This is a genomic window from Bacteroides neonati (assembly GCF_000499785.1).
GTDB classification, from domain to species: Bacteria; Bacteroidota; Bacteroidia; order Bacteroidales; family Bacteroidaceae; genus Bacteroides; species Bacteroides neonati.
This window is the reverse complement of record NZ_HG726020.1, coordinates 861158-883638: the sequence shown is the minus strand read 5'-3', so window position 1 is coordinate 883638 and position 22481 is coordinate 861158. Positions and strand designations below refer to the sequence as shown.

Genomic DNA, 22481 nt, shown 5'->3' with positions numbered 1-22481 from the left:
CTTTTACAAATAGAATACATGAAGACACGGAGGAAAAACAGGGGTGTAGTAGCCCGATAGGCTTTTCCTCTGTATCCTCTGCGCCTTCTGTGAAGAATTCTCCTATTTAGTAAACAGCAGTTCTCTGTATTTAGGAAGTGGCCAGATGTCATCATCTATCTCCAATTCCAAGTGGTCTATATGGTCACGGATACTATCCAGATACGGACGCACGGTCTCTTCATAAGCAAATGCTTTTTCGTGATAATTCTCCATGTGGTTGGCTACCTTGCGGGCTTCGGTCATATCTTTTACCAGTACCTTGATAGCACTTACACGACGCGATATCTCGCGAATCAGCTCTTTGCGGTCTCCGCTCATTTCTTCAAACTCTTCGGGACTGAATACCTCTTTAAGTCCTCTCAGATTCTCTAATAATCTATTTTGGTAGCTTACGGCAATGGGTACGATGTGGTTGATGGCCAAATCGCCCAATACACGACTTTCTATTTGTACCTTCATCGTGTACTTTTCGAGCTCTACCTCCAGACGACAGTTCAGCTCGGTATCATTGAAGATGCGCTCACCGATCAGCACCGATTTAGATTGATTGTCGACATAGTGCATCAATGCTTTGGGCACGTGGCAGATATTCGTAAGTCCACGACGTTCGGCTTCCTGCTTCCACTGCTCCGAGTAGCCATCTCCTTCGAAGCGGATTGCTTCGGATGCCAGAATCGTTTCTTTCAATAAACGGAAGATGGCTTCGTCTTTGTTGATGCCCTCTTCCATCAACTTCTCTACCGAAACACGGAATTCGTTCAACTGATTGGCCATGGCTGCATTGATGGCTATCATGGCAGCGGCACAGTTGGAAGAGGAACCGGCTGCACGGAACTCGAAGCGGTTGCCGGTAAAGGCAAACGGAGAGGTACGGTTGCGGTCGGTGGTATCTAAGAGTATCTCGGGGATACGACCGATGCCCAGCTTCAGGGTTGTTTTCTCTTCGGGAGTCATCTTGGAGTCGCCTACTTGACGTACAATCTCGTCGAGTGTAGCCGAAAGCTGCTTGCCCAGAAAGATAGAAAGAATGGCCGGAGGTGCTTCGTTGGCTCCCAGACGGTGACTGTTGCCTGCACTCATGATCGAGGCACGTAGTAGGTTTTGGTTTTTGTATACCATCATCAGTACGTTGACCAAGAAGGTAAGGAAAAGCATGTTTCCTTTGGGGTTCTTGCCCGGAGCAAATAAGTTGATGCCGGTATCGGTACACAGCGACCAGTTGTTGTGCTTGCCCGAACCATTGACGCCGCTATAAGGCTTTTCGTGAAACAGTACAGCGAAATGATGTTTACGTGCAATACGCTTCATTAAATCCATTACCAACTGATTGTGGTCGTTGGCCAAGTTGGCGTTTTCGAAGATAGGAGCCAGCTCGAATTGGTTGGGCGCAACCTCGTTGTGACGTGTCTTGGCAGGAATACCCAGTTTATGGCACTCTATTTCGAGTTCTTTCATAAAAGCGGTAACGCGCGGTGGGATCGATCCGAAGTAGTGATCTTCCAATTGTTGATCCTTGGCCGAGGAGTGTCCCATCAATGTGCGTCCTGTCAAGCAAAGGTCGGGGCGTGCATTATATAAGGAAGAGTCTACCAGAAAATACTCCTGTTCCCATCCCAGATTGGTAAACACGCGGGTAATGTTCTTGTCGAACAGTTGGCAAACCTCAGTGGCTGCTTTGTCGACTGCTGCCAATGCCTTGAGCAAAGGTGTTTTATAGTCGAGTGCCTCGCCCGTATACGAAATAAATATAGTAGGTATACATAGGGTACTATCTACCACAAATGCCGGCGATGATACATCCCAAGCGGTGTAACCCCGTGCTTCGAATGTATTGCGAATGCCTCCGTTGGGGAACGAAGAAGCGTCCGGCTCTTGCTGAATGAGTAATTTTCCCGAGAATCGTTCAATGACTCCCCCGTCTTCGCTAAACTCGATAAAGCCATCATGCTTTTCGGCAGTTCCGTCGGTCAGGGGCTGAAACCAGTGCGTATAATGAGTTACGTTGAGTGACTTGGCCCAGCTTTTCATGCCGTTAGCAATTAAGTCTGCCATTTCTCTACTAATGGGTGCACCCTTTTCGATGGCGTTGACTACCGCCTTAAAGGCTTCTTTGGGAAGGTACTCCTGCATCTTTTTGCGGTCGAATACATGGCTACCATAGTAGTCGGATAGTTTGTTGGAAGGACTGTTTACCTCTAACGGGCATCGGTTGGAAAGTTCCTGTAATGCGAAAAATCTCATTTTTGACATGCTTCTCTGTCTTTTATCAGTTATTGGGTGCAAAAATAGTTGTTTTTGTGATATGCTATCTATTTTTATGGGGTATTTTTCGTTTTTAATGCTATTTTTCCTCTAATACCCCTGTTTTTTATGGGGTACTCTCTGTTTTTGTGTTTTTTATAAACCGGTCTGTCTTTTGTTTTGAAGTGAATCAATGTTAATCTGTCATGAAATCGGTTCTTTTCATCGTTTTTGTTTATATTTGCTTCCATTTAATAAAAGTATTCTATTGAAACGGTTGAAGCTGATTGGGATAGTTTGTATGCTTGTATTCTCTTTTTCTGTAAAGGGAACAGCATCTTCCGTGTCCGAATCTTATTATCGGAATCAGCTTTTGGCCGACTCGATTGTTTCCTGTGCCATGAATTTTGCTCCTTTCTATGAGAATATCGTGAAAGAATATCGTGCAGAACTTTATATAAAAGGGAAGATCGACATTAAAAAGAAGAACCTGATGTTTCGTTACCTGCCTACCTTATTTCGTTTGCAAAAGGGGGTGAGGGAATACATCGCTGAATCGTCGAGCGACCTACACTACACCGCTCCCCGCATTTACGACCAAAAGGTCAAAGCAAGCATTGGTACCCTTCCCGGTAGCGGTAGGCTTGAAAGAGAGATGCTCGAATACTTTCATATCAATATCTACTCCTCTACCTTGCTCAATGACCGGTTATTGTCTCCTCTTGCCAAAAACGGGAGGAAATACTATAATTATCGTTTAGATTCGGTCATGGGCGAGCCCAATGATGTGCAATACAAGATACGTTTCATACCCAAGAGCAAGAGCGATCAGCTCGTTGGCGGATATATGGTGATCAGTGCGAATGTATGCAGTGTACGTGAGATTAGGTTTTCGGGACGATCGGAACTGATCCTGTTCGAGAATTACATAAAAATGGGTGAGGTGGGCGAATCAAATGAATTTCTGCCCGTGTATTACCAATTTAAGATGCGTTTTAAGTTTATGAACAATGTGGTTGATGGTAGTTATCTAGCCTCTTTGAATTACGACTCCATTGTGCTACAAGAAAAAAGGAAACACCTGAAAGGGAAGAATAACTACGACCTTACCGAGTCGTACACCTTGGAGTGCGATACGAATGCATATCGTAGAGACAGTGCTTTTTTCGATTCCATCCGCCCGATAGAATTGACCACGGTAGAACGGAAATTATATGTAGACCACGCACTGCGCCGAGACACTGTTACGGTAAAACCACCTTCTAAAAGGCGTGTGTTTTGGGGAGAGATTGGCGATTTCCTGATCAGTGATTATAACGTAAACCTTTCGAATATGGGCACAGTGAGGTTTTCGCCCATTATTAATCCTCTTTTGTTAAGTTTCGGTGGTAGCAATGGATTGTCGTATCGTCAAGATTTCAAGTACAACCGTCTGTTTGCGGGCGATAAACTCCTTCGTATTGTTCCGCGTTTTGGGTATAACTTCACCCGGAAGGAATTTTATTGGTCGGTAAATACCGATTTCGACTATTGGCCTCAGAAGCGCGGTGGCATCCATGTCAATTTTGGTAACGGTAATCGTATTTATAGTAGCGATGTACTCGACGAACTGAAGGCAATGCCCGATAGTCTGTTTAATTTTGATCAGATTCATCTGGAATATTTCCGCGACTTGTTCTTTAATTTGCGGCATAGCATTGAAATTGTAAACGGATTGGACTTGAGTGTTGGTTTATCGGCACATCGTCGAACCCCTGTGCAGTCGTCCAATCTGATCATTACTAAACCGGGCGTACTGCCACCTCCCGAGGTGATGGACAAAATCAAGAGTGCCTATATCAGCTTTGCACCGCGTGTGCGTATCGAGTGGACTCCTTATATGTATTACTACATGAATGGGAAGCGGAAAATTAATTTATACTCTAACTTTCCTACTTTCTCGGTCGACTGGGAGCGTGGCATTAAAGGTGTCTTTCGTAGTAACGGTCAATACGAACGCATCGAGTTCGATCTTCAGCACAAGAAACATCTGGGGCTCATGCGCAATATCTACTATCGGGTAGGTTTTGGTGCATTTACCAATACGGATGAACTCTATTTTGTCGACTTTGCCAACTTCACCCGCAACAACCTGCCGGTGGGGTGGAACGATGAAATCGGAGGAGTCTTTCAACTGCTCGACGGACGTTGGTACAACTCGTCGCGCAATTACGTCCGTGCCCACTTTACCTACGAAGCCCCTTTTCTGATGCTCCGTCACTTGATGAAGTACACGCGCTATGTTCAGAACGAGCGGCTCTACATTAGCGCACTGCGTGTTCCACATCTCAATCCGTATATTGAGGTTGGCTATGGCATCGGCACTCATGTGTTTGATGTGGGTGTATTTGTAGGCAGCGAAAACTTCAAATATTCCGGTATTGGTTGTAAGTTTACGTTCGAACTCTTTAACCGATAAGTCAACTATTTGCAGTGAGTTATCCCTTCCATAATTCACTAATCTTTTTTATTATATCTTTTTGTCAGTCCGGAAAATAACCTTATCTTTGCGCCCGATTTATAGAATCAATATAATGTCTTATTTAATTAAAGATCTCAAAACAAATTATTAATGGAAAATTTAAAGAACATCGCTCCTGTTGAAGATTTCAACTGGGATGCCTACGAACATGGCGAGTCTTTCACAAGCGCTAGCCACGAAGATCTAGAAAAAGCTTACGACAGTACGCTTAACAAAGTTAGCGATCGCGAGGTTGTTGACGGCGTTGTTATCGCAATGAACAAACGTGAAGTTGTGGTGAACATCGGTTTCAAATCAGACGGTATCATTCCTTTGAATGAGTTCCGCTACAATCCTGAATTGACTGTAGGTGACACTGTAGAGGTGTATATCGAAAATCAGGAAGACAAAAAAGGACAGTTGGTACTGTCACACAGAAAAGCTCGCGCTACTCGCTCATGGGATCGCGTTAATGCTGCTCTGGAAAATGAAGAAATTATCAAGGGATTCATCAAATGTCGTACTAAGGGTGGTATGATCGTTGACGTATTTGGCATCGAAGCTTTCTTGCCAGGTTCTCAGATCGACGTGAAGCCTATCCGCGATTACGATGTATTCGTTGGAAAGACAATGGAATTCAAGGTAGTAAAAATCAACCAAGAGTTCAAAAACGTTGTTGTATCTCACAAAGCGCTTATCGAAGCTGAGTTGGAACAACAGAAGAAAGAAATTATCGGCAAGCTCGAAAAAGGTCAAGTACTCGAAGGTACTGTTAAGAACATCACTTCTTACGGTGTATTCATCGACTTGGGCGGCGTAGACGGTTTGATCCATATCACTGACCTTTCTTGGGGCCGCGTAAGCGATCCGAAAGAGGTAGTTGAACTGGATCAGAAGTTGAACGTTGTAATCCTTGATTTCGACGACGAGAAGAAACGTATTGCATTAGGCTTGAAACAGTTGACTCCTCACCCATGGGATGCATTGAGCGCTGAACTTCAGGTAGGTGACAAGGTGAAGGGTAAAGTAGTGGTTATGGCTGACTACGGTGCATTCATCGAAATTGCTCCTGGTGTAGAAGGTTTGATCCACGTTTCAGAAATGTCTTGGTCACAACACTTGCGTTCAGCTCAAGACTTCATGAAGGTGGGCGACGATGTAGAGGCTGTAGTCTTGACTTTGGACCGCGAAGAGCGTAAGATGTCTTTGGGTATCAAGCAATTGAAACAAGACCCATGGGAATCTATCGAACAAAAATATCCAGTAGCTTCTAAGCACACTGCTAAGGTGCGTAACTTCACTAACTTCGGTGTATTCGTAGAAATCGAAGAAGGTGTTGACGGATTGATCCATATCTCTGACCTTTCTTGGACTAAGAAAGTGAAACATCCTTCTGAATTTACTCAGATTGGTGCAGACATCGAAGTACAGGTATTGGAGATCGACAAAGACAACCGTCGTTTGAGCTTAGGCCACAAACAACTTGAAGAGAATCCTTGGGATGTATTCGAAACTGTATTTACAGTAGGTTCGGTACACGAAGGTACCATCATCGAAATGTTGGATAAGGGTGCTGTTGTAGCTCTTCCTTACGGTGTTGAAGGTTTCGCTACTCCGAAACACTTGGTAAAAGAAGATGGCTCACAAGCTCAGATGGACGAGAAACTTGAGTTCAAGGTAATCGAGTTCAACAAAGACGCTAAGAGAATCATCCTTTCTCACAGCCGTATTTTCGAAGATGTTGCTAAGGCAGAAGAGAGAGCAGAGAAGAAAGCTGCTTCAAATGCTAAGAAGGGCGGAAACAGCAACAATAACAGAAGCGAATCGGCTCCTGCTATTCAAAACCAAGCTGCTTCTACAACTTTGGGCGATTTCGACGCTCTGGCTGCTTTGAAAGAACAGTTAGAAGGTAAGAAGTAATCTTATTATTTCTATATAAAAGAAGGGTATCTGGCAACGGATACCCTTTTTTCTTTATCTTTGCGTCTGTTATGGAGAAATTCGAATTACATATCCTGGGCTGTGGTTCTGCATTGCCTACCACACGCCACTTTGCCACTTCGCAAGTGGTGAACATGCGCGATAAACTTTTTATGATCGATTGTGGCGAGGGAGCACAGATGCAACTTCGCAGATCAAAGCTGAAGTTCTCTCGACTGAATCACATCTTTATCTCGCATCTTCACGGCGATCACTGTTTTGGTTTGCCCGGACTTATCTCTACCTTCGGGCTATTGGGGCGCACGGCCGAACTGCATATACACTCACCCAAGGGTCTTGAAGAGCTGCTTGCCCCGATGCTCGCCTTCTTTTGTAAAACGCTGAAGTATCAGGTCATCTTTCATGAATTCGAGACAAAGCAGCCGACTCTTGTTTACGAAGATCGTTCGCTGACCGTCACCACCATTCCCTTGAAGCATCGCATACCTTGTTGTGGTTTCCTTTTTTCAGAGAAGCAAGGACCCAATCACATCATTCGCGATCAAATTGATTACTATCAGGTACCTGTGTACGAATTGAACCGGATCAAGAACGGTTGCGACTACACAACCCCCGAAGGCGAGGTGATAGCCAATAATGTGCTCACCTATCCGGCAGCTCCCCCCCGGCGTTATGCATACTGCTCCGATACAATCTACCGCAAACAAATAGTGCCGCAAATAAGTGGGGTCGATCTTTTGTTTCACGAAGCGACTTTTGCCGAAAGCGAATTGGCTCGTGCTCAGGAAACATGTCATAGTACTGCCCGGCAAGCAGCACAAATAGCTCTCGATGCAGATGTTAAGCAATTGGTAATCGGACACTTTTCGGCTCGCTACGAGGATGAGCAAGTATTGCTCGAAGAAGCCAAAGCCGTTTTCGAACCGACCATTCTAGCCCATGAAAACCTATGTATCAGTCTCTGAGAACTTTCAGGAGCAAAGTTTGTATAATAGCGTAGAACGCATTATATTTGTACAGAATAATATACGAATGAATTTATGAATCCATATAATGAACGCGAGGTTCTGGCACTTTTGCAAGAAGAAGACACACTGCGAAAAGGATTTGAAAGGATTGTTGCACAATATAGCGAGCAACTATACTGGCAAATCCGTCGGATGGTGCTTTCGCACGATGACGCCAACGACCTTCTTCAGAATACATTTATCAAAGCATGGACCAATATCGATTACTTTCGGGCAGAATCTAAGATATCTACCTGGCTCTATCGTATTGCCATGAATGAGTGTATTACATTCTTGAATAAACAACGGGCAACAAATACACTGGCTATGGATGCTCCCGAAGCAACCGTGATCGACAAACTCGAGAGCGACACTTACTTCTCGGGCGATCAGATTCAACTGGCTTTGCAGAAGGCATTGCTTACACTGCCCGAAAAACAGCGTATGGTATTCAACTTGAAATATTACCAGGAAATGAAATATGAAGAGATGTCCGAGATACTCAATACTTCGGTAGGAGCACTTAAGGCCTCTTATCATCATGCTGTGAAGAAAATAGAGAAGTTTTTAGAATCAATCGATTAAACCTTTTCTATCATTAAATGTCTAAGAACAAAGAGAGGAGAAGAAATATGAAAGAAGACGATAACATATTGCGAAAAGCGGGAGCAGGAAATTCCTTTAAAGTACCCGAAGGTTATTTCGATAATCTGACTTCAGAGGTTATGAATAAACTTCCCGAACGCGAAAAGGCAACTTTTGAGACACATAAAGTGACTCTTTGGGATAAAGTGAAGCCTTGGGCATACATGGCGGCAATGTTTATTGGAGCTGCATTGATTATTCGTGTGGCAACCGCCAATCGCCAAGCAGATACTGATTCAGTCATCGCCTCCGAAGTAACTGATACGACCAATGTGTCTGACCAATATATCAATACGGCACTCGATGCTTCGATGATGGATGATTATTCATTGTATGTTTATCTCAGCGACGCAGGCGACGAATAAGTAAAATATTAATTGATTGTAGAAAAATGAAAAAGGTAATTATTCTGTTATTAATGGTTGTGAGCTTCTTACCGTTGCTACATGCAGTTGAACGATGCGATCAACGACTATCCCCCGAGGAATTTAGAGCCAAACAACAAGCATTCATTACAGAGAAAGCAGCGCTAACAAAGGAAGAGGCAGCCAAATTCTTTCCCATATATTTTGAACTTCAAGACCAAAAGAAGCAACTCAACGATGAGGCCTGGAGCCTGATTCGTAAAGGTAGAAACGAAGATACAACGGAAGCCGAATACAATAAGATTCTGGAGAAAGTGTATGATACCCGTATTGCTTCGGATCAGTTGGAGAAGTCTTATTTTGAGAAGTTCAAAAAGATATTGTCCAGTAAGAAGATTTATATGGTTCAGCGTGCCGAGATGCATTTTCACCGTGAGCTGCTTAAAGGAGTAAACCGGAAGCACGACGGAGCACGTCCTCGCAAATAAAGAATAAGAAATGAAAAGATAAAAGCCACCATTCGTTTAGCGGATGGTGGCTTTTTGCTGTAAATAGTATAAGGTATTTCAGTACTTTTGAGAAAGCTGTATATAGCCGAATGAAAAGCATTTAAGATGCCCGGATAACTGTTTTCTGGGGGAGTGAAGTTAAGAAATAGATAAGTATCGTTCTATTGGGGTGAAGAATCACATGAAAGAAAGAAGAAAAGATGAGCCTTTGGGAGTATCAATAGAATGCTTTCAAGTAATTGTATATCAGTAGTATATTTCCTTTTTTAATATATCTATATAAAAGCTTTTCTTGGCTTGAAAAAGAACTATTTTAAGAGTGTGTTAAATAGGTAGTTTTGATCCCTATCAATACGTACTTTTTGGTATCAAAACTATATACTTTTGTGTAAGAGAAGGGGTGCAGTGATTGAAATTATTAACATTGTTAAATTCCATTTTCAGCAAGCAAGAAAAATCAGCATCAGTTGTATGTTCTGTCGCAGGTATTTTATAGCTTTGGAAATGTAGTGTTCTACCGTCTTCTCACTAATATTTAGACGGGTCGAAATTTCTTTATAGCTAAGATGCGATTTTCGGCTTAGTAGAAAGACTTCTTTTTGCCTCGGTGGTAGGCTGTCGATTAGTTGGTTGATGTACTCGCTTAGTTGCGCTACTTCTATCTCCTCTTCTATACCATGCTCAGTTTGTATATCCGACGAGCTATATGCATTTAGTACGGACAATTTATAAAAGTCTTCATTAAACTTTTTCTTTGATTGGTTGAAAATGATGTTTCGGGTAATAATAAACAGAAATCCCTTAAAATTTTCCTCTTCTTTAATAAACGCACGCGTTTCCCATATTTTCACGAAAACCTGTTGAACGATCTCTTTCGTATCTTCAATAGAGTTGATGTATAGGCGGCAAAAATTGTACACTTGGCTCCAATAGGTTGTGTATATCCACTCGAATGCCTGGTGATTTCCTTCTTTTAACTGCACTATGATCGCTTTCTCTTCCATTTAGATTTACTCAAGTGTTATGTGCTTTTTACTACAAATTGTCTGCGCAAAAATAAGGAAATAATTTGATATCGATTAGTCTTTGATGAAATTATTGTTTTTATTAAAAAAAATGAGAATCGGGAGGGGGGGAGGTATGCTTTGATTTGTATTTACTATATACAACCCAAATGAAATATCGAAAAGATGGATAATATAGCAGCACTTATTAAGAAAATGTTGGTTCGGGGACTTAATTCTTCCGAGAAGATTCACCTTTCAGAGCAACAGCCGATGAAAGAACTTTTATCTCGTCAGTGGGAGGAAAAGACCGATAAACATATCTTGGAGAAGGTCGATTCGAGTGTAATCTGGAAAAACATAACCACTGTTTGCTGGGAGAAAAATGCCCCTGCAATCACCAAACCGACAAATAAAACCCGTCTCATCCGATTGGGCACTGCTACTGCTGCTGCAGTGGCCATATTATTGGTTGGTTTATGGATTGCCAATGTTATGACCGACTCATATATGACGGTAACGGCACCTCTGGATAGTAAAATGGCGTTAGTGCTTCCCGATAGTTCAACCGTTTGGGTGAATGCCGGTACGACATTGCGCTATAAAAAAGATTTTCGCGAAGACAGACGAGTGCTACTTGATGGTGAGGCTTTTTTCGATGTCGTTAAGATGCCTTCTTCGCCTTTCCGAGTTTATTTTAATGGTTCGTGTGTGGAGGTAAAAGGGACTGTTTTCACTATTAAATCCGAGCAAAAGAAGGCTGAAGTGATCTTATTCAGTGGTAAGGTTGCATTCACCCCCCCCGAATCAGAAACAGCAGTCGAAATGAAGCCCTCCGATCGGATCGTTTATGATGCTGTTAATAAGAATGTGATGCTTACCCATGTAGATGCGGTAGAATACGATTGGCGGAGCTCAGAATATCGATTTGTAGATAAGCCGTTAGGGGAGTTGATTAGCTTCTTAAATCGGACTTATAAAATTGATATTGTATTGAAAAATACAGACTATGAGAAATCAAAGTTCTCGGGTGTTATTCGCAAGGGGGAGCCTTTAGAAGATATTTTGGATAAGGTTTGCTTCACGTTTGATCTGAAACGGAAAAAGTCGAATAAATATGTTACATTGTATTAAAATTAATCAATGAAAAATTTGTTAATTTTTTCTGCTAAGTTCTGTGAGAACTTAGCACTTGGCTGATGTTTAAATATTTGTAAATTAACTTATTAACTAATACTAAAACTTGAAAAGATGAATAAAACTTAGATAAAATATAACTGTTATGTAGAATATTATTAATGAAAAATAATAAGTTCTCACAGAACTATTTTGTAGATTAAATTTCAGTCAAAATACAGCCTTTGTAATTTGATAATTAACCTTTTATTAATTCAACAAAAAACATGAAAATCTTATTTCTAAAATGTAGGTATATCAGGTATACCATTGTTATGCTGCTGTTCGCTCCTATTGCGGTAAGTGCTGCTCAAGGAACCATAGCGGTTAAAGGCCAGTCGATTACAATGAAACAGGCCATTAAGATCATAGAGAATACAAGTGATTATACTTTCTTCTTCAAGGCAAGTGATATTGATGATACAAGTAGGAAGGATATTGATTGTAAAGGAACAATCGATGAAGTTCTTTCTGTTATCTTTAAAGGAAGTGATGTGAACTATGTGGTAAAAGAACATGAAATTATTATTAAAGTCAATAAACCAGCTGTTTCCCAGCAGAAAAAAACTCGAATCATATCTGGAGTAGTAACAGATTCATCAGATGGGACACCTATTATTGGAGCAAACATCAAAGTTAAAGGTTCGAATACAGGTGTGATTTCCGATATTGATGGAAATTATTCAACCTTAAATCCGCAGTCATATTATTTTCAGAGAATCCAAACACTTGAGGATGAATAACATCCTCAAGGTTTGGTTATGTCACAAGATTCACCTAAATTAGTGCTACCAAACAAACCATAAAGGTACTTGTGCATATGACAACAAAAATAGCCATAAAATCAGATAATATCACTCCTTTTGGGGGTATATTTTACGCAATGGATGAATTTTCTCGTTTAGGACTGAATTCCGTGATCGATAAATCTTTAGGATTACGTTCTTCCTACGCCGGTTACCAATATAGCGAAATTATTTCGAGCCTATTTTGGATCTACTATTGCGGCGGTGACCACATCGAAGATATCGGCAAACACCTTGGCAAACATCTTGAATTACGCCCGGATACTGAAATCCCCAGTCCGGATACTTTATTGAGAGGCATAAAAGAACTCGCAGAATTGGATATCCACTATACTTCCCAAAAAGGAGCAAGCTATGCTTTCAATAAGGCGGAACAGCTTAATAGTTTGATGCTCGATATGCTCCTTCAAACAGAACAACTCAAGCCAAACACGCTTTATAACTTGGACTTCGACCACCAGTTTATTCCCACAGAAAAGTATGACACTCAGTATTCTTACAAGAAAAAACGTGGTTATTTCCCCGGCACGGCAACTATTGGTGGTAACATTGTTGGTGTGGAAAATCGGGCCGCAAACGCAAATGTCCGTTTTCGTCAAGCGGATACGCTCCAACGGACTTTTCGTCGTTTGGCCGATAGGGGAATATTCATAGACCGTTGCCGGATGGACTGTGGTTCTTATTCGGAAGAGATTATCCGTATGACACATGGCTACTGCAACAAGTTCTACATACGAGCCGGCAAATGTCAGTCTCTGTATGAAGAAATGACGAAAATCACAGATTGGAAAAAAGAAGAAATCAACTTCGAGAATTATGAAGTGACCTCCATACCTTTTACTTCCTTTTTGCAAGAAGAAAACTACCGACTTGTTATTCAAAGGCAAAAGCGTAAGGACAACCAATTGGACCTATTTGATGGTGAATACACCTATCGGTGCATCTTAACCAATGACCATGAAAGTTCTGAAAAAGACATTGTACTCTTCTACAATGCTCGTGGAGCCTGTGAAAGAACATTCGACATGATGAATAACGATTTCGGGTGGAGTCATCTTCCCTGTTCATTCCTCAAAGAGAATACAGTATTCCTGCTACTTACAGCCATGGCTAAAAACTTTTATGCTTACCTTATTGAGAAGGTTGCAGCCGTGTTTGAAGATATTGAACCGGTAAGCCGAGTCAAACGATTTATCTTTCGATTCATTACAGTTCCTGCGAAATGGGTAAAGACAGGCAGACAATGGGTACTCAATATTTATTCCGACAAACCATACAAGTTGCTTTGGAGTCCGTAAAAACAACTTTTCGTGGGATTACTTATGCCTTCAGCTAACTGGGGAAAGGGGAAGCTATGCCCTATAACCTGAAATCAAGGAGAAAAGCAGGGGGAAAAGCTACGAGTAGGAACTATTAGGTGAATTAAATCGCTATTTGAATCAGTTATAAATTAGCTGCGGATGAGGTTCAATTCAAATAACTGGATCTCGTGTTATATTAGAATTCTCTTACATTGGCTACAGAAAACGTGAAATCCCTGTGGATGACCTTGGAGTGATTAATGTAAAAATGGAGTCTGATAATGCCTTATTAGATGAAGTTGTTATTGTTGGCGCAGGCACACAAAAGAAAGTAAGTGTTACTGGTGCAATTACGAGTGTAAAGGGTTTAGAGCTTAAATCGCCGAGTTCTTCTTTAACGAATTCATTGGCTGGTAAATTAGCGGGTGTAATATCAAAAACCTCTAGTGGAGAGCCGGGATCTGCTTCTGAGTTTTATATTCGTGGTATTAGTACGTTTGGTGGACGTGCTACTCCACTTATTATGTTGGATGATGTCGAAATATCAACTTCAGATTTAAATAATATCCCGGCAGAGACAATCGAAAGTTTTTCTATATTGAAAGACGCTTCTGCTACAGCTATTTATGGAGCTAGAGGAGCCAATGGTGTTATGCTAGTTACTACAAAAAGAGGTATGGAAAACTCTAAAACAACGATCAATGTAACTTTAGAAAACTCTTTCAATTCACCCATGAATTTCCCGAAATTTGCAGATGGTGCAACTTGGATGGAAATGTATAATGAAGCCCAATTGACCCGTAATCCGAGTGCTACAGCTAAATACTCGCAGACTCGAATTGATGGAACTCGTCAGCATTTAAATCCATATGTTTATCCGGATGTAGATTGGGGAGATCTGATTTTTAAGAGTATGGCGATGAACCAGCGAGCTAATGTAAATATATCGGGTGGAGGTTCGAAAGCAACCTACTATATGAGTCTACAGATGAATCATGATACTGGCTTATTGGATTCGCCTAAACTTTATTCGTTTAAGAATAATATAAATAATATGGGATATAATTTTCAAAATAATATCTCATATAAGGTCACCCCAACAACGAAGATCGATTTGAACATGAATGCTCAGATTCGTATGCATGGAGGACCTAACTTTAGTACAAAAGATTTATTTCTGATGACACTGGCATCTAATCCAATAAATCATCCGGCTATATATCCAGGACGTGATGGAGATAATCATGTGCGTTTTGGTAATTCTATTTTGAGTGGAAACAATCTTTATGGGAATCCATATGCTTATATGTCGACATCCTATAAGGAATCAGACGAGAATACCTTGAACACATCGGTCAAAATTGATCAGAAACTTGATTTTATTACCAAAGGGTTAAGAATTACTGCTTTGGTTAACTTTAAAAACTGGTCTTATTCTGATTACAGTCAAACTATTGAGCCTTATTATTATCGTATAATAGACGGTAGTTATGATCCGTTAAATCCAACGGGCTATGAACTTGAACGTTTGGGTACTTCGGGTACAGACTATATTTCCCAATCGGATATCTCTAAAGATGGTGATCGAACTATTACGTTAGATTTTAAGTTACTTTATAATAGGCAGTTTGGTCTTCATAATGTAGGTGGTATGTTGATGTATCAACAGCGTGATTATAAAAAGTATCAGTTGCCAAAACGCAACCAAGGAGTGTCTGGACGTGTAACTTATGATTACGGTCAACGATACTTGTTTGAATTTAATTTTGGATACAATGGAACAGAACGTTTAGCTAAAGGGCAGCGTTTTGAATTTTTTCCGGCAGCTTCTATAGGTTGGGTTGCAAGTAACGAAGCTTTCTTTGAGCCATTAAAGAAAGTTGTAGATAATATGAAGTTAAGAGCATCTTATGGATTGGTTGGTAGTGATGAAACCGGTTTGATAGCAGGATCGCCTCATTATCTTTATATTAACTCTGTAACTCTAGGTAATGTTGGTTTTACGACCGGAGAAGATTTTGAAACAACGAAGAAAGGTCCACTCGTAACTCAATATGGAGTACAAAATGGTGGATGGGAGCGTTCGAGGAAACTTGATGTTGGATTGGATTTGACCCTGTTCCGCAATTGGAATATTACTGCTGATTATTTCTTTGAACATCGATATAACATTTTGTTACATCGTGAGGCATGGCCCGAATCATTGGGATATTATACAGCTAAACCATGGAGCAACGTTGGTAAAGTAAATAACTGGGGCTTTGAACTTAGTTCTTCTTATCGTTATCAAATTGCAAAAAACTTCTCTATGGAAGTTCGCGGAAATTTCACGTACACCGAAAATAAGTATGTAGACTCTGATCAACCTATTTATCCATATGAGTGGACAAATACTACAGGTAAGCCATTAGATGCAAAATACGGCTATATCGCCGAAGGCCTATTCCAAACTCAAGATGAAATAGACAATAGTCCAAAACAAAATTTAGGAAGTACTGTAAAACCTGGTGATATTAAATATCGTGACTTGAATGGAGATAATGTTATTGACTCCTATGATTATACAATGATTTCTGAGTATGGCGATACTCCGCGTATTCAGTATGGTCTCGGATTAAATTTAACATATAAGAAATTTGATTTTGGTGTATTCTTTAACGGATCAGCAAAAAGAAAGATTATGGTTAATGGGATACATCCTTTTGGGCAGTCAGATCGAAATATTTTTCAGTTTATTGCTGATGACTACTGGACAGAAAGTAATCCAAACCCTAGCGCAGCATATCCTCGTCTAGGACTGAGAGATGCTGATGTTAAGAATAATCAAGTGAATAGTACTTTTTGGATGAGAAACGGTAATTTCCTTCGTTTCAAGACTTTGGAATTAGGCTATCGCTTTAAAGGTGGACGTGTTTTTCTAAGTGGTGATAACTTAGCCGTATTTAGTTCATTTAAAGAATGGGATCCTGAATTAGATTGGTATAAATACCCTTTACAGCGTACTGTAAACGTCGGTCTACAATTGAACTTTTAACTTAAAAACTTTTATAGAATATGAAGCTATTTAATAATATAAAGATATATAGTGGCATACTAATTATGTCAATGTGCTGTTCAGTAATGTCTTGTGATTATCTAGATGTAGTTCCACCGGAGCAAGCGGAATTACCAGATGCTACCAAAGATGCAGAAGCCACATTAGGTTTCCTCTACTCTTGTTATGCAGGTATAAGAAACCCTATTTCTTATACAGAGTCAGAAGCTTCTACAGACGAGTTTGCATTGCCTGAACTGTGGAATCACCGCTCTCATTTAGTTGCTTTTGACCAGAATCTTCCAAATAGCCCAGATCATCGGTGGGGAAGCCTTTATCGCTTTATAGGCCAGTCTCATCTGTTTTTGCAGCAGTTGAAAAATGCTTATGGAATAACTGAGGCGCAAAGAATTGAATGGGCAGCAGAAGCTAACTTTTTAATTGCTTATTATCACTTTGAAGTATTACGTTTTTATGGTCCTTGCCCTATCACTGATTCCTATATCGCTATGGATACCCCAAGTAGCGAATATCCGGGACGTTCACATTACGACTATGTAACAGATTGGATTTGTAATCGGTTAGATGAAGCTGCAAAGGATCTTCCAGCAACTCGTTCTAGTAGTGAATGGGGAAGAACGACCTCTACTATTTGTAAAGCAATAAAAGCTAAGGCTTTACTTTATGCTGCCTCTCCTTTATGGAATGGTAGTTTCCCTTATCCAGAGTGGAAGAATAAAAACTATGAAACTCCGGGATATGGTAAAGAGCTGGTTAGTCATACATATGATCGTGAAAAGTGGAATCGAGCATTAACTGCTTGTAAAGAGGCGTTGGAGTATGCGCAAAGTGATGGCGGTTGTTCTTTATATACTGATGAAGAACTATATGCAAAAGAAAATGTGGCATTGCCTTTTATTCCTGGATTGGAGAATGAGTCGGCAGAAGGAATCGCATTTAGAAAAAAGGTTTTATTAATGAGATATTTAGCTACAACGCGCTCCAATGAAGGGAATAAGGAGCTTGTCTGGGGGCTCGATAATGTAGGTGATAACATTTGGATGGCTTCCTTACCGACACGTGTATTGAAGTTAAATAATGGAAATTGGTATAGCGGATACAGTGGTGTTTCACCCTTCTTAAATACTATAGAACGATTCTATACAAATACGGGCAAATTACCATCAAAAGATAATGCCTATACGCCTAAAAGCGAATGGTTGAAGAGCGCCAATGTGAATGGAAGACCTGATATTATTAAAATTAATATTGGCCGAGAACCACGTTTTTATGCTTGGATGGCATTTGATGGAGGTGATTATAGTTCAAAATTAGCAGACGGAAAACCTCTTAAATTGCAGTTGAGAAATAGTCAATTGCAAGGATTTAATCCTTCGTTATTTAATCGTGATCATTGTGTAACAGGATTTTTATCTCAAAAATGGATACGTCCCAATTTAAACCTTTCCGTAAATAACTCATGGAATTTTAAGAATAGCCCTAGACCTTTGATTCGTTTAGCTGAACTCTATTTGAATATAGCCGAATGCTATGCTGCTTTGGATCAAAAGCAGGAAGCTCTTAGTTATCTTAATCCAATACGTCAGCGTGCCGGAGTACCAGCTTTGAAAGAAAGTGATGTAACGAACGATATGCCTATAATGGAGTGGGTTATCAATGAACGATTCATTGAGTTCTGGGGAGAAGGTCAGCGTTATTTTGATATTCGTCGTTGGGGCAAGGGGGCTGAATACTTGGCAGCAGGAAAACGAGAAGGATTGAATGCAGAAGCTAAACTAGACCCTACCTTTAATGAGTACAATCAACGTGTTAAAGTTTCGCAACCTTATAAATGGGAAAATAGAATGAATTTGGGTAGCGTATTCTATAATGAAGTATACAAGAATCCCCAAATGATTCAAGCACCGGGTTATTAATATTAAATGAATTTATATTTATGAAAAAGAAATATTTAGCAGCTTTTATACTTATCCTGTTACTAATAAATGCCGGATGTACAAATTATGATAATATGTATCCGGAAAAGTTTCACAAAATACTCTATTTGAAGAATAGTGGAGTAATAGACATGAAACTGTTTAAAACAGGTGAAAATACAGAATATTCAGTTACTGTTGTGAAAGCTGGCACAGATCCAACTGCAATAGCTGATGCGAAGTTTACACCAATGGATCAAAAAACGTTGGATATTTACTGTGCTTCTAGAGGGCTTTCTTATCAGGCATTACCCGAAAACTGTTACACATTAGATGCAACCGATCTGTCATTTACCGCTACAGAACTTTATAAGAAGATTGGTCTTTCTTTAAAAACTAGTGAAATCGAATCGGTAGTTCAAAAAGATGTGGAGACAGATTATGTAATACCATTTATGCTTACAAGTGTGAATGATTCAATTAATTCTACCATGAATGTTCTGATTATTAAACCCGTTGTTGTTGTCCCATCGATTGCTTTTGAGACAGTGGGCTATGTAAGTAATATTAGTCCCAAAGAAGGGAAAACGATAGATATACCCTTAACCTTGCAGATTACTAATAATTGGGATTTTGATTGTTTGGTAGAAGTTGATGAGACTGCTTTAGCAGGAACTCAATATAATTTGCTGCCTAAAGGAACTTATGAACTGGTTAATGGTGGAAAAGTATCTTTCAAAAAAGGAAGTAGTAAGGCCACTTTACAAGTTAAAGTGAATGCTTTACAACATGCAGATAATACACTTCCTTTACGTATAAAAAGTGTAAGTAAAGAAACTTTTACTGTGGATAAAACTCCTGTTTTAATGGGAGTCACCATAGAAAAATACCCTTTGACAGTTGCGATGTTAACATCCAATGCAACAGAACCAACTGAGGGATCGTTAGCTAATTTATTGGACAATGATGTTACCTCCTATTTCCATACTGCATGGTCTATTGCGGTAACAGGTGATCATTATGTACAAGTAAGTTTACCTCAAGGCATAAGTTCTTTTAAGTTTTCATATACAAATCGATCTGTAAATGGAAATGCTGCACTCGCAGACTTTGAACTTCAAGGCAGTGAGGACAATAAAAACTTTACTCTTTTGAAACATTTTATTTCAGATGTTGATAAACTGCCTGGTGGTGGTGCGGGAGTATATAATTCTCCTTTATTGGAAACTAAGTCAGCAACAAAATATTTACGCTTTGTGTGTAAGAAAAACTTCACAGGAGGTAAATACTTTGTTTGGAGCGAATTTAGCTTATATGGTTTTTAGTGCTATTTAATTAAAATATAGAAGAGAGAGGTATTTCCCCTCTCTTCTATTATCATTACTCCATTAATACCTTAATCAAAGTTTATACCATGAGAAAAAAAACGATTTTACTTAATGTTCTTTTATTAGTGTTTGTATTTACGTGTTGTGCGGATCGTAAAGAAGATATATTAACGACTTTCGAAATAGCACAGAGTGATATCTCGAAAAGTGTAGATAAAAATGCTGTAAAAATAAGTATCCCGGTTATAACCACGTTGCCAATGGCCGACTGGGGCGCGCGTTCAGACGTTAATTGGTTATTTGTTTCAAAGAAATCGGATACAGCAGGGAGCATGCTGGAAGTCTCTGTAAGTGCGAATACTGGAGATATCAGAACAGGTACGATACAGGTTACTTCTAGTGTTAAGAATTATACGATTACTGTTAAGCAGTATGGGAATAATGACGTCATAGTTGAGGACGATATACAAGTGAAACCTTATGGAGGTAAGGATAGTGAACATCAGTCAGGACAAGATATAACGAATACTTACGATGGAAAGTTCTCTTCCGATGGTGGCTCTCCTTTTCATACTCCTTGGGGGCAAAGTGCTAAATTTCCAGTGATTTTGGAGTACTATTTTAATGGTAAAGAGCTTATTGACTATTTGATTTATTATACCCGCTCGGGAAATGGTAATTTCGGGAAATTAAAGCTATATATAGCAACCGACACAGACAGAAAAGAGTATATATTGCAAGGAGAATATGATTTTAAGGAGCAGAATGCACCTTCTAGAATCTCATTCTCTCAGGGAGTTAAGGCCACAGGGATACGTTTCGAAGTAATGAGTGGTCTAGGAAATTTTGTTAGTTGCGATGAAATGCAATTTTTCAAACGAAACGAAGACACAACGCTGGATAAACAGCTTCTAAAGGTCTTTAAAGACATTACATGTACCGATATAAAAGAAGATGCAACAAATGAAGACATAGCGGCTCTGCCTACTTATTTTATACGTATTGCAGAAACTCTCAAAGCTGGAAGCTATGACGCATGGGAGAAAAACTTTCGAGTTCGCGAATATGCTCCATATAGTAATGTGGAAGAATGGGCTGCAAAGTTAATGACCAAAAAATATAGCAATCTGGATAACCCTACCGGAATATCAGTGAAAAAGGGAGACGAGATTATCGTGTTGGTAGGTGATACCTATGGGCATGATATCTCTTTGCAGTGCATCTGGGAAACAGGTAGAGACTATAAACAGACTGCGGCAAGCGGAGACGTGTATATGCTACGTTCGGGAGTGAATAAGTTTATAATGAAAGAACAGGGGCAGCTGTTTGTTATGTATAACACAGACCTATCATCATCTACTGCCAAGCCAATTAAAATTCATATTCCTTTGGGCAGTGGGCTTGTTTCCGGATTTTTTGATTTGAAAGAACATCGTACCGATAGTAAATATGCTGAGCTGTTGCGTAAAGCCACGCATAAATATTTTTGCGTAAAAGGAGAAAAAATAATATTTTATTTTCATCGAGATAAAATGTTGAGCCATTTACCGGATAATATCCTGTCTGCGATTAATTTGTGGGATGATATTATTGGCTGGCAGCAAGAGCTGATGGGAATTACAGATGTGCGTCCTAGTCAGGTAAATAATCATATTTTTGCGATTTCTCCCGAAGGATCGTATATGTGGGCTTCTGATTATCAAATAGGTTTTGTATATACTTATTTAGGAAATATTTTGTTAAAGGATAATGTAATGGCCGCTGAAGATAATGCTTGGGGACCCGCACATGAAATAGGGCATATACATCAAGCGGCAATTAATTGGCCGGGTTCTACAGAATCATCGAACAATTTATTTTCGAACTATATTATCTATAAGTTAGGTAAATATAAATCGCGTGGAAGTGGTTTGATGAAGTTGGCAAACGCTCGTTTTGTCGACAAGCAGGCATGGTATAATATGGGCACAGCTACTCATCAAGGCGAAGATACGGAAACGCATATGCGAATGAATTGGCAGCTGTGGAATTATTACCATCGTTGTGGTTTCAAAAAGGATTTCTGGCCTCGACTATTTAATTTGATGCGTGAAGATGCTAATAGGGTTCCGGAGACGAGTCCGGGAAAACGGCAACTGACTTTTGCCATGATGGCTAGTAAGGCAGCAGGAGAGAACCTGGAGGAGTTTTTTGATTTGTGGGGCTTTTTTGAGCCGGTGTCTAGTAAGGTTAATCAGTATGGAGAGTTTGACTATATCGTAACCCCAAAGATGATTGAAGACGCTCGTCAATTTATACGTCAATATCCCAAGAAAGCTGCTCCTATTCAATACTTGGAGGATCGAAAGAAAACCGAATTTGGCGCTTCAGATTACCGATATAAGGAGGTAGGTGATGTTGGCTATTATACTCAATTTCAAAATAAACAGAAAATAACCAAAACGGTTACTTATACACGCAGTGGACAGATGATCTCTATTCAGAATGGTGATGAAGCAGTCGCTTTTGAAATAAAAAGAGGTAATGATTTGTTGTTCTTCTCAAATTTTACTTCTTTTGAGGTTCCATCAGCTATTTCGTTAGATATAGCTCAGTTGTATGCTGTGCAGACCGATGGGGAGCGGTTATTGATTAATGTTAAATAA

The 22481-nt window shown here is 40.0% G+C and carries 15 protein-coding genes and 1 pseudogene; 13 read left to right on the top strand and 3 right to left on the bottom strand.

Annotated features, from left to right (window positions below):
• Positions 1 to 102: 102 nt before the first annotated feature.
• Both TY03_RS06710 and TY03_RS22835 read right to left on the bottom strand, forming a co-directional pair.
• The gene (locus TY03_RS06710) at positions 103 to 2292 is read right to left on the bottom strand and encodes a glutamine synthetase III family protein (RefSeq protein WP_042368446.1); all 2190 of its coding nucleotides are present in this window, start codon (positions 2290 to 2292) and stop codon (positions 103 to 105) included.
• A 65-nt stretch (positions 2293 to 2357) separates the two neighbouring features.
• Positions 2358 to 2534, bottom strand: a complete 177-nt coding sequence (locus TY03_RS22835) for a hypothetical protein (protein WP_222860400.1) — start codon at positions 2532 to 2534, stop codon at positions 2358 to 2360.
• Between the two features lie 50 nt (positions 2535 to 2584).
• Here TY03_RS22835 and TY03_RS06705 point away from each other — a divergent pair, with 50 nt between their 5' ends.
• The 6 genes from TY03_RS06705 to TY03_RS06680 all read left to right on the top strand — a co-directional run bounded on the left by TY03_RS06705 (position 2585) and on the right by TY03_RS06680 (position 9229).
• Complete coding sequence (locus TY03_RS06705) at positions 2585 to 4741, top strand: DUF5686 family protein (protein WP_148335621.1); 2157 nt, start codon at positions 2585 to 2587, stop codon at positions 4739 to 4741.
• Between the two features lie 153 nt (positions 4742 to 4894).
• Positions 4895 to 6703, top strand: a complete 1809-nt coding sequence (rpsA, locus tag TY03_RS06700) for a 30S ribosomal protein S1 (protein ID WP_042368444.1) — start codon at positions 4895 to 4897, stop codon at positions 6701 to 6703.
• Positions 6704 to 6774: 71 nt separating this feature from the next.
• A complete protein-coding gene (locus TY03_RS06695; protein WP_042368442.1) occupies positions 6775 to 7689 on the top strand; it encodes a ribonuclease Z in 915 nt (304 codons plus the stop codon).
• Between the two features lie 75 nt (positions 7690 to 7764).
• Entirely contained in the window at positions 7765 to 8316 is a 552-nt protein-coding gene (locus TY03_RS06690; protein ID WP_042368440.1) for an RNA polymerase sigma factor, read from the top strand.
• A gap of 17 nt (positions 8317 to 8333) precedes the next feature.
• A complete protein-coding gene (locus tag TY03_RS06685; RefSeq protein ID WP_042368438.1) occupies positions 8334 to 8741 on the top strand; it encodes a hypothetical protein in 408 nt (135 codons plus the stop codon).
• Between the two features lie 26 nt (positions 8742 to 8767).
• Entirely contained in the window at positions 8768 to 9229 is a 462-nt protein-coding gene (locus tag TY03_RS06680) for a hypothetical protein (protein WP_042368436.1), read from the top strand.
• Between the two features lie 461 nt (positions 9230 to 9690).
• Here the strand turns inward: TY03_RS06680 and TY03_RS06675 are convergent, their stop codons facing one another.
• Positions 9691 to 10254 carry an RNA polymerase sigma factor gene (locus TY03_RS06675; RefSeq protein WP_042368434.1) on the bottom strand — a complete coding sequence of 188 codons (564 nt, stop codon included), beginning with the start codon at positions 10252 to 10254 and terminating at the stop codon, positions 9691 to 9693.
• A 186-nt stretch (positions 10255 to 10440) separates the two neighbouring features.
• Between TY03_RS06675 and TY03_RS06670 the strand changes: the two genes are divergently transcribed.
• From TY03_RS06670 to TY03_RS06640, 7 genes and pseudogenes are all read left to right on the top strand, one after another.
• Positions 10441 to 11388, top strand: coding sequence for a FecR family protein (locus tag TY03_RS06670; RefSeq protein ID WP_052332411.1), 948 nt, complete (start codon positions 10441 to 10443; stop codon positions 11386 to 11388).
• Between the two features lie 269 nt (positions 11389 to 11657).
• Positions 11658 to 12173, top strand: a complete 516-nt coding sequence (locus TY03_RS06665) for a carboxypeptidase-like regulatory domain-containing protein (RefSeq protein WP_042368432.1) — start codon at positions 11658 to 11660, stop codon at positions 12171 to 12173.
• Between the two features lie 77 nt (positions 12174 to 12250).
• The gene (locus tag TY03_RS06660; protein WP_042366226.1) at positions 12251 to 13534 is read left to right on the top strand and encodes an IS1380 family transposase; all 1284 of its coding nucleotides are present in this window, start codon (positions 12251 to 12253) and stop codon (positions 13532 to 13534) included.
• A gap of 169 nt (positions 13535 to 13703) precedes the next feature.
• Positions 13704 to 16571: pseudogene (locus tag TY03_RS06655) on the top strand (SusC/RagA family TonB-linked outer membrane protein); the annotation flags it as partial.
• 20 nt (positions 16572 to 16591) lie between these two features.
• Positions 16592 to 18508: a RagB/SusD family nutrient uptake outer membrane protein gene (locus TY03_RS06650; protein WP_042368429.1), complete on the top strand. Its 1917-nt coding sequence runs from the start codon at positions 16592 to 16594 to the stop codon at positions 18506 to 18508.
• Positions 18509 to 18528: 20 nt separating this feature from the next.
• The gene (locus TY03_RS06645) at positions 18529 to 19833 is read left to right on the top strand and encodes a BT_3987 domain-containing protein (RefSeq protein WP_042368428.1); all 1305 of its coding nucleotides are present in this window, start codon (positions 18529 to 18531) and stop codon (positions 19831 to 19833) included.
• Between the two features lie 89 nt (positions 19834 to 19922).
• The gene (locus tag TY03_RS06640; RefSeq protein ID WP_042368426.1) at positions 19923 to 22481 is read left to right on the top strand and encodes a M60 family metallopeptidase; all 2559 of its coding nucleotides are present in this window, start codon (positions 19923 to 19925) and stop codon (positions 22479 to 22481) included.

Excerpts from the sequence above, each read along its gene's own strand:
- TY03_RS06645 (WP_042368428.1), top strand. The coding sequence starts at position 18,529 with ATGAAAAAGAAATATTTAGCAGCTTTTATACTTATCCTGTTACTAATA.
- TY03_RS06665 (WP_042368432.1), top strand. The coding sequence starts at position 11,658 with ATGAAAATCTTATTTCTAAAATGTAGGTATATCAGGTATACCATTGTT.
- TY03_RS06670 (WP_052332411.1), top strand. The coding sequence starts at position 10,441 with ATGGATAATATAGCAGCACTTATTAAGAAAATGTTGGTTCGGGGACTT.
- TY03_RS06680 (WP_042368436.1), top strand. The coding sequence starts at position 8,768 with ATGAAAAAGGTAATTATTCTGTTATTAATGGTTGTGAGCTTCTTACCG.
- rpsA (WP_042368444.1), top strand. The coding sequence starts at position 4,895 with ATGGAAAATTTAAAGAACATCGCTCCTGTTGAAGATTTCAACTGGGAT.
- TY03_RS06685 (WP_042368438.1), top strand. The coding sequence starts at position 8,334 with ATGTCTAAGAACAAAGAGAGGAGAAGAAATATGAAAGAAGACGATAAC.
- TY03_RS06690 (WP_042368440.1), top strand. The coding sequence starts at position 7,765 with ATGAATCCATATAATGAACGCGAGGTTCTGGCACTTTTGCAAGAAGAA.
- TY03_RS06675 (WP_042368434.1), bottom strand. The coding sequence starts at position 10,254 with ATGGAAGAGAAAGCGATCATAGTGCAGTTAAAAGAAGGAAATCACCAG.
- TY03_RS06710 (WP_042368446.1), bottom strand. The coding sequence starts at position 2,292 with ATGTCAAAAATGAGATTTTTCGCATTACAGGAACTTTCCAACCGATGC.
- TY03_RS06705 (WP_148335621.1), top strand. The coding sequence starts at position 2,585 with ATGCTTGTATTCTCTTTTTCTGTAAAGGGAACAGCATCTTCCGTGTCC.
- TY03_RS06640 (WP_042368426.1), top strand. The coding sequence starts at position 19,923 with ATGAGAAAAAAAACGATTTTACTTAATGTTCTTTTATTAGTGTTTGTA.
- TY03_RS06660 (WP_042366226.1), top strand. The coding sequence starts at position 12,251 with ATGACAACAAAAATAGCCATAAAATCAGATAATATCACTCCTTTTGGG.
- TY03_RS22835 (WP_222860400.1), bottom strand. The coding sequence starts at position 2,534 with ATGGAAGCAAATATAAACAAAAACGATGAAAAGAACCGATTTCATGAC.
- TY03_RS06650 (WP_042368429.1), top strand. The coding sequence starts at position 16,592 with ATGAAGCTATTTAATAATATAAAGATATATAGTGGCATACTAATTATG.
- TY03_RS06695 (WP_042368442.1), top strand. The coding sequence starts at position 6,775 with ATGGAGAAATTCGAATTACATATCCTGGGCTGTGGTTCTGCATTGCCT.